Genomic DNA, 7152 nt, shown 5'->3' with positions numbered 1-7152 from the left:
GGTGGCCGGGGCCGAAATCCGGCCCCGGCCACCGCTGTCCCGCCCCGGGGGCGGGTGCGGGCGCCGCGTCAGGCGCGGCCGTCGAACATCTTGGTCACCGAGCCGTCCTCGAACACCTCGCGGATGGCCTGGCTGAGCAGCGGCGCGATGGACAGCACCGTGAGCCCCTCGAAGCGGTTCTCCTCGGCGATCGGCAGGGTGTCGGTGAGGATGACCTCGCGGGCCACCGAGTCACGCAGACGCTGCACCGCCGGGCCGGACAGGATGCCGTGCGTGGCGGCGATGATGACGCCCTTGGCGCCGGCCTCCATGAGCGCGTCGGCGGCCTTGCAGATGGTGCCGCCGGAGTCGATCATGTCGTCCACGAGCACGCACATGCGGCCCTCCACCTCGCCGATGACGCGGTTGGCCACGGACTCGTTGGGGCGGGTGATGTCGCGCGTCTTGTGGATGAACGCCAGGGGCCGGTTGCCCAGGCGCTCGGCCCACTGCTCGGCCACCTTGATGCGGCCGGCGTCCGGGGAGACGACCACGAGGTCCTCGTCGCCGTACTTCTCCTTGACGTGGTCGGCCAGGATCGGCATGGCCATGAGGTGGTCCACCGGCCCGTCGAAGAAGCCCTGGATCTGCGCGGTGTGCAGGTCCACCGCCATGAGGCGGTCGGCACCGGCGGTCTTGAACAGGTCGGCCACCAGGCGGGCGGAGATCGGCTCGCGGCCGCGGTGCTTCTTGTCCTGGCGGGCGTAGCCGTAGAAGGGCAGCACCACGGTGATGCGCTTGGCCGACGCGCGCTTCAGCGCGTCCACCATGATGAGGTGCTCCATCAGCCAGGTGTTGATGGGCGCCGTGTGGGCCTGCACCACGAACGCGTCGCAACCGCGCACCGACTCGTTGTAGCGGACGTACAGCTCGCCGTTGGCGAACTCGTACGCCTCGGTGGGCACCACCTGCGAACCCAGCTCGTGGGCGATGTCGGCGGCGAGCCCGGGGTGCGCCCGGCCCGAGAACACCATGAGGTTCTTCTCCGTGGTCCGCTGGATCGCCAGCGGGGCGTGCTCGCCCTCGGTCGCGGCGGGGGCACCCTGGTCGCTCATCGCTTCTCCATCACTCGGGACGTGGGGTTCTGGGGCCAGTCTCTCAGTCCTCGGTGGAGCGCTCGCGCGCCACCTCGTCGGCCGCCTGCGCCGCCGCGGTGCCGGCGCGCTTCTCCTGCACCCAGCCCTCGATGTTCTTCTGCGGGGCCACGGTGATGGCCAGGGCACCGGCGGGCACGTCCTTGCGCACCACGGTGCCGGCACCGGTGTAGGCGCCGTCGCCCACGGTCACCGGGGCGATGAACATCGTGTCCGAGCCGGTGCGGCAGTGGTTGCCGATGCGGGTGCGGGACTTGGTGACGCCGTCGTAGTTCACGAACACCGACGAGGCACCGATGTTGGAGTGGTCGCCGATCTCCGCGTCGCCCACGTAGGTGAGGTGGGGCACCTTGGTGCCGGTGCCGATGGTGGAGTTCTTGGTCTCCACGAAGGTGCCGATCTTGGCGTCGGTGCCCAGCTGGGTGTTGGGACGCAGGTAGGCGAACGGGCCCACGCTGGCGCCCTCACCGATGGTGGAGAGCTCGCCGTGCGTGCGCACCACGGAGGCACCGCGGCCCACCTCCACGTCGGTGAGGGTGGTGTCCGGGCCGATGACGGCCTCGTCGCCGACGGTGGTGGCGCCCAGCAGCTGGGTGTTGGGGCGCACCACGACGTCGCGGCCCAGGGTCACGCCGGTGTCGATCCAGGTGGTGGCCGGGTCGACGACGGTGACGCCCTCCATCTGCCAGTGGCGCACGATGCGGCGGTTGAGCTCGGCGCCGAGCTCGGAGAGCTGCGCACGGTTGTTGACGCCCTCGGTCTGCAGGGTGTCGGTGATCACGTGGGCGGCCACGGTGCCGCCGGCCTCGCGGGAGAGGCCGAGCACGTCGGTGAGGTACTTCTCACCCTGGCTGTTGTCGGTGCCCAGGCGCGGCAGGAACTCGCGGAGCACGGCGGCGTCGAAGGCCCAGATGCCGGAGTTGATCTCGCGCACGTCGAGCACGTCGGCGTCCTCGCCACCGGCCTCGCGGGCGGCCAGCGCGTCCTTGTGCTCCACCACCTTGCGCACCGAGCCGTCGGTGTCGCGGACGATGCGGCCGTAGCCGGTGGGGTCCTCCAGCTCGGCGGTGATCACGGTGACGCTGGCGCCGGCGGCCTCGTGGGCGGCGGTCAGGTCGGTGAGGGTCTGGGCCGTCAGCAGCGGCACGTCGCCCATCGTCACGATGACGGTGCCGGAGAGGTCCTCGGGCAGCACCGCGAGACCGGCCTCGGCGGCGCGGCCGGTGCCCTTCACCTCGTCCTGGTCGGCGATGAGGGCCTGCGGGTCCACCTCGGCCACGTGGGCGGCCACGCGCTCGCGCTCGTGGCGGACGACCACGGAGAGGTACTGCGGGCCCGCCTCACGCGCGGCGTGCAGCGCGTGGCCCAGCAGCGTGCGCCCACCGATGGGGTGCAGCACCTTGGGGAGGGTGGACTTCATCCGCGTCCCCTCGCCGGCGGCGAGGACGATGACGGCAGCAGGCTTGGCAGTGCTCAAGAGGACTCCAGCGATCGGTGAGGGGGCGCAGGCGACCGGTGGGGCCGCCTCGTTCGCCAGCGACTCTACTGCGTCGGGCCGGGGGCCTTCCGGCGGCGCGGGCCGGCAGGCGCTGCGCGCGGGCCGGCCCGCCACGGCTCCCCGGGTAGGAATCGAACCTACGTCCCTAGTCCTGATTCAAAGTCAGGCGGCCCCTACCAGCAGAGCAACCGGGGAACGCCCCGCAGGGCCGGGCCAGCCTACGCGTCGCGGCGGGCGGCCCGGTCGGTGGGACCGGGCTCGTCGGCACCGGGAGCCGGGGACGTGCCCGGCTGGTCGACGCCGTGGAACTGCGCCGAGCGACGGGTACTGCGGGCGATGAGCCACACGAGCAGCACCACGACCGCGGCGAGCAGCACGAAGACCAGCAGCGCCGGCACGACGGCGGACGCGTTCGCCATCGGTCAGACCGCCGCGGTGTGGAAGAAGGTGGTGCGGCGGGTGAAGCGGGCCTGCTCGTCGAGCACGTAGAAGTCCGCGAAGCGCACGGCCGAGGCGCTGCCGTCCTTGAGGGTGCCCTCGAAGCGGCCGTGGACGGCCACCTGGTCGCCGTCGACGAGCAGGGCGTCCACGGTGTGCGCGCCGGAGGCGATGACGCGGTCACCGGTGTAGAAGGCACGCAGTGCGTCGTGGCCCACGAAGGGCTCGTAGCCGGGACGCTCGTAGGTGGCGTCCTCGGCGAAGAGCCCGATGAGGGTGTCCACGTCGTCGGCGTCGACGGCCTGGTAGTAGGAGCGGACGGCGGCCTCGGCGGCGGAGCGATCGGTCATGCCGTCATCCTCGCACCCGCGGCGGTGGCGGCGGGGAGGGTGTCGGGGGCGCCGCGGCCCGCGCCCGGCACACGGGGCGAGAGTCTCGACATCGAGATTCTCGGCCGGCGTAGGCTGACGACATGACCCAGCCCCCCGGCCCCACCGCCGACGACGCGGCAACCCCCGGCCCGCTGCACGACGAGGTGGACCTGGTGCTGGCGGCCTGGGAGCGCGAGCGCCCCGACCTCGACCTGCAGCCGCTGGCCGTCCTCAGCCGCATCTCCCGGGTGGCCCGCCTGCTCGACCTCGCCCGCCGCGAGGCCTTCGGCGCCGGGTCGCTCGAGCCGTGGGAGTTCGACGTGCTCTCGGCCCTGCGCCGCGCCGGCGCACCCCACGAGCTCTCCCCCGGGGCCCTCGTGGCCCAGACCCTGGTCACCAGCGGCACCATGACCAACCGCATCGACCGGCTGGTGGGCCGCGGCCACGTGGAGCGCGAGCGGTCCACCACCGACCGGCGCGGCGTCATCGTGCGCCTCACCGACTCCGGGCGCGAGGCCGTGGACGCCGCCATGACCCAGCTGCTCGCCCACGAGCGGGAGCTGCTCGCCGGCATCGGGGCCGACGAGCAGGCCGACATGGCCGCCGCCCTGCGCCAGGTGCTGACGCGCCTGGAGCACTGAGCGGCGGCGCGGGGCCTCAGCGGACGGTGGGGAAGCTCGGCGCGGGGCTCGTCTCCCCGTCGTCCACGGCGTCCTTGGCCGAGAGGACGATGTTGGGGTCGGGCGTGCCCACGACCTTCTCGTCCTTCATCGGGTAGTCCATCTGCGAGAGCACCACGCGCATGGCCTCCAGGCGGGCGCGCTTCTTGTCGTTGGAGCGGATGACGGTCCACGGCGCGTCACCCGTGTCGGTGTAGAAGAACATCGCCTCCTTGGCCGCGGTGTAGGCGTCCCACTTGTCCAGCGAGGCCACGTCCGTGGGGCTGAGCTTCCAGTGGCGCACCGGGTCGGTGTGGCGCTTGGTGAAGCGGGCGGCCTGCTCGGCACGGCCCACGGAGAACCAGAACTTGAACAGGTGGATGCCGGAGTTGACCAGCATGCGCTCGAACTCCGGGGCGCTGCGCATGAACTCCTGGTACTCGGTGGGGCTGCAGTAGCCCATGACCCGCTCCACGCCGGCGCGGTTGTACCAGGAGCGGTCGAAGAAGACGATCTCGCCGCCGCTGGGCAGGTGGGGCACGTAGCGCTGGAAGTACCACTGCGACTGCTCGCGGTCGGTGGGCTTCTCCAGGGCCACCACGCGGGCGCCGCGGGGGTTGAGGTGCTCGGTGAAGCGCTTGATGGAGCCGCCCTTGCCGGCAGCGTCGCGGCCCTCGAAGAGGATGGCGATCTTCTCGCCGCTGCGCTTGATGTGGTGCTGCATCTTGAGCAGCTCGATCTGCAGGTCGCGCTTGGTGGCCTCGTACTCAGCGCGCTTCAGCTTGGCGTCGTAGGGGTAGCCGTGGCGCCAGGAGTCCTTGCCCACCGGGGTGCCGCGCTCCGCGAGCGCCGTGTGGAGCTCCTCGAGGCGGGCGGCGATCTCCGGGTCCGGGTTGGCCGCGTCCGCCAGGATCGGCACCTGGGCGGGGTCCACGTCCTCGGCGGCGGCGTCCAGGCGCTCCTCGAGGTCCTCGTCCTCCGGGGCGGGGGCCTCGGCGGGCGCGGCGGAGGTCGCCTGGGCGCTCCGGGCGGGCTTCTCCGCGGCCTTCCGACCGCTGCCCGCGGTGGAGCGGGAGGTGCTGGCCGCGGCGGCTGCCTTGGTGGTGGACGGACGCTTGGACGTGGCCATCTGGGCCTCCAGACTGTGTGTGGATGGGGCACCCCCAGCCTACGACCACGCGTCGTTTCCCCGACAATCCTCCGCCGCCGGTCAGGACCCCCGGCGCGCGAGGCCGGTCAGGCGGTGGCGGCTGCCTCGGCGGCAGTGGCCCGGCCCGCGGCGATCATGTCCTCGCGGCTCACGACCTTGATGCGCTCGCGCCCCTCGGCCTCGCCCAGCGCCATCTCGTGGGCGTCCAGGCGCTCCCACTCGTCGAAGAGCGTGAGGTCCACGCCGGCGGCACGCAGCTCGGCCAGCAGCTCGTCGGGCGACCCGGCCGGGGCCGGCAGGGCCTCGAGGTCGGCCATGAGCGACTCGATGGTCTCCTTGGCGTCGGACTTGGTGTGCCCGATGAGGCCCACCGGCCCGCGCTTGATCCAGCCGGTGACGTACGCGGCCTCCTTGGGCGCGCCGTCCTCGATGACGCGACCGGCCTCGTGCGGGATGGTGCCGGTGGCGTGGTCGAACGGCAGGCCCTCCAGCGGGGAGGACAGGTAGCCCACCGCGCGGTAGACCGCCTGCACGTCCCACTCCTTGAACTCGCCGGTGCCGGAGACGGTCCCGTCGCCGTTGTACTGCATCACCTCGGTGCGCAGACCGGTCACCGACTCGTCGCCGAGCACCTCCACCGGGGCCTGCATGAGGTGCAGGTGGATGCGGTGCGGGGCACCGGTGGGCTCCTTCTCCAGGTACTTCAGCAGCGTGTCCACCACGAGCTTGGTGGACTTGGCCGCCTGGATGGCCGCCTGGCCGGCGTCGTCGATCTCGAAGCCCTCCTCGGTCATCACCACGTCCACGCTGGGGCTGTGGGAGAGCTCGCGGAACTCCATCGGGCTGAACTTCAGGTGCGCCGGGCCACGGCGGGCGAACACGTGGACGTCCTTGACGCGGTTGGCCTTCAGGCCCTCGTACACGTTGGCCGGGATCTCGGTGGTGAGCTGCTCGTCGGCCGGCTTGGCCAGCATCCGCGCCACGTCCAGGGCCACGTTGCCGGCGCCGATGACGGCCACGGACTCGGCATCGAGCGGCCACTCGCGCGGCACGTCCGGGTGGCCGTCGTACCAGCTCACGAAGTCCGCGGCGCCGTGCGAGCCCTTCTTGTCGATGCCGGGGATGTCCAGCGGGCGGTCGGCCATGGCGCCGGTGGCGAAGACGACCGCGTCGTAGTGCTTCCGCAGCTGCTCGAACGTGATGTCCGTGCCGAAGTCGACATTGCCGATGAAGCGGAGGCGGTCGCCGGACAGCACACGGCGCAGGGCCTTCACGATCTCCTTGATGCGCGGGTGGTCCGGGGCCACGCCGTAGCGCACCAGGCCGTAGGGCGCCGGGAGGCGGTCGTAGACGTCGACCGTGGCCGACTCGTGCTCCTTGGTCAGGATGTCCGCGGCGTAGATGCCGGCCGGGCCGGCTCCGATAACGGCAACCTTCACAGGGCGCATGGGGACCTCTCACTCGGGGACGCGCCCCGCCACGACGGGCAGGGCGAAAGGGGGATAGGTCAACCTTACCAACGGCCCGGGGCGCGTCCTCCACACGGGCGGGCGCCGACGACCGGGGTCAGCCGAAGCGCTCGGCGGCCTCCAGCCACTCGGCCTCGGCGGCGTCGTGCTGCTCACGCAACCCGGCCTCCCGGGCCGACAGCGTGGTGAGCCGCTCGGGGTCCATGGCGGCCTCGGCCATCTCGGCGTGCACCTTCTCCAGCTCGGTGGTGGCCTTCTCCATCTGCTTCTCGGCGCGGGCCATGGCCTTGGTGAGGGCCCGCTCCTCGGCCGGGCTCAGTCCCGAGGCCGTGGACGAGCCAGAGGCACCCGACGCACCTCCCGCACCGGCCCCCGGCCCCACACCCGAGGCCGCCGCCACGGCCTCGACCACGTCGCGCCCGCCCCGCCCGGTG

General features: G+C 72.4%; 7 protein-coding genes, 1 tRNA gene and 1 pseudogene. 1 reads left to right on the top strand and 8 read right to left on the bottom strand.

Going from position 1 to position 7152, the window contains the following annotated elements:
* Window positions 1-68: 68 nt before the first annotated feature.
* From HMPREF3099_RS04045 to HMPREF3099_RS04025, 5 genes are all read right to left on the bottom strand, one after another.
* Window positions 69-1094 (bottom strand): ribose-phosphate diphosphokinase, encoded by a 1026-nt coding sequence (locus HMPREF3099_RS04045; RefSeq protein ID WP_070704288.1) that lies wholly within the window; start codon window positions 1092-1094, stop codon window positions 69-71.
* A 43-nt stretch (window positions 1095-1137) separates the two neighbouring features.
* The gene (gene glmU, locus HMPREF3099_RS04040) at window positions 1138-2610 is read right to left on the bottom strand and encodes a bifunctional UDP-N-acetylglucosamine diphosphorylase/glucosamine-1-phosphate N-acetyltransferase GlmU (RefSeq protein ID WP_070704285.1); all 1473 of its coding nucleotides are present in this window, start codon (window positions 2608-2610) and stop codon (window positions 1138-1140) included.
* A 137-nt stretch (window positions 2611-2747) separates the two neighbouring features.
* A tRNA-Gln gene (locus HMPREF3099_RS04035) sits at window positions 2748-2826 on the bottom strand.
* A 23-nt stretch (window positions 2827-2849) separates the two neighbouring features.
* Entirely contained in the window at window positions 2850-3050 is a 201-nt protein-coding gene (locus tag HMPREF3099_RS04030; RefSeq protein WP_070704282.1) for a hypothetical protein, read from the bottom strand.
* 3 nt (window positions 3051-3053) lie between these two features.
* On the bottom strand, window positions 3054-3419 hold the full coding sequence (locus HMPREF3099_RS04025; protein WP_070704279.1) for a nuclear transport factor 2 family protein: 366 nt from the start codon (window positions 3417-3419) through the stop codon (window positions 3054-3056).
* A gap of 122 nt (window positions 3420-3541) precedes the next feature.
* Between HMPREF3099_RS04025 and HMPREF3099_RS04020 the strand changes: the two genes are divergently transcribed.
* Window positions 3542-4081: a MarR family winged helix-turn-helix transcriptional regulator gene (locus HMPREF3099_RS04020; RefSeq protein WP_305778346.1), complete on the top strand. Its 540-nt coding sequence runs from the start codon at window positions 3542-3544 to the stop codon at window positions 4079-4081.
* A 16-nt stretch (window positions 4082-4097) separates the two neighbouring features.
* On the opposite strand, the gene ppk2 is transcribed toward HMPREF3099_RS04020, so the two are convergent.
* The 3 genes and pseudogenes from ppk2 to HMPREF3099_RS12735 form a co-directional block, all read right to left on the bottom strand.
* Entirely contained in the window at window positions 4098-5228 is a 1131-nt protein-coding gene (ppk2, locus tag HMPREF3099_RS04015) for a polyphosphate kinase 2 (protein ID WP_237769735.1), read from the bottom strand.
* A 107-nt stretch (window positions 5229-5335) separates the two neighbouring features.
* Window positions 5336-6697 carry an FAD-dependent oxidoreductase gene (locus HMPREF3099_RS04010; protein WP_070704276.1) on the bottom strand — a complete coding sequence of 454 codons (1362 nt, stop codon included), beginning with the start codon at window positions 6695-6697 and terminating at the stop codon, window positions 5336-5338.
* A 118-nt stretch (window positions 6698-6815) separates the two neighbouring features.
* Window positions 6816-7152, bottom strand: a pseudogene (locus HMPREF3099_RS12735) (ABC transporter ATP-binding protein); the annotation flags it as partial.

The organism is Kytococcus sp. HMSC28H12, from assembly GCF_001816045.1.
Classification (GTDB): domain Bacteria; phylum Actinomycetota; class Actinomycetes; order Actinomycetales; family Dermatophilaceae; genus Kytococcus; species Kytococcus schroeteri.
The sequence above is the reverse complement of the archived record's forward strand: the minus strand, read 5'-3'. Positions and strand labels throughout refer to the sequence as shown.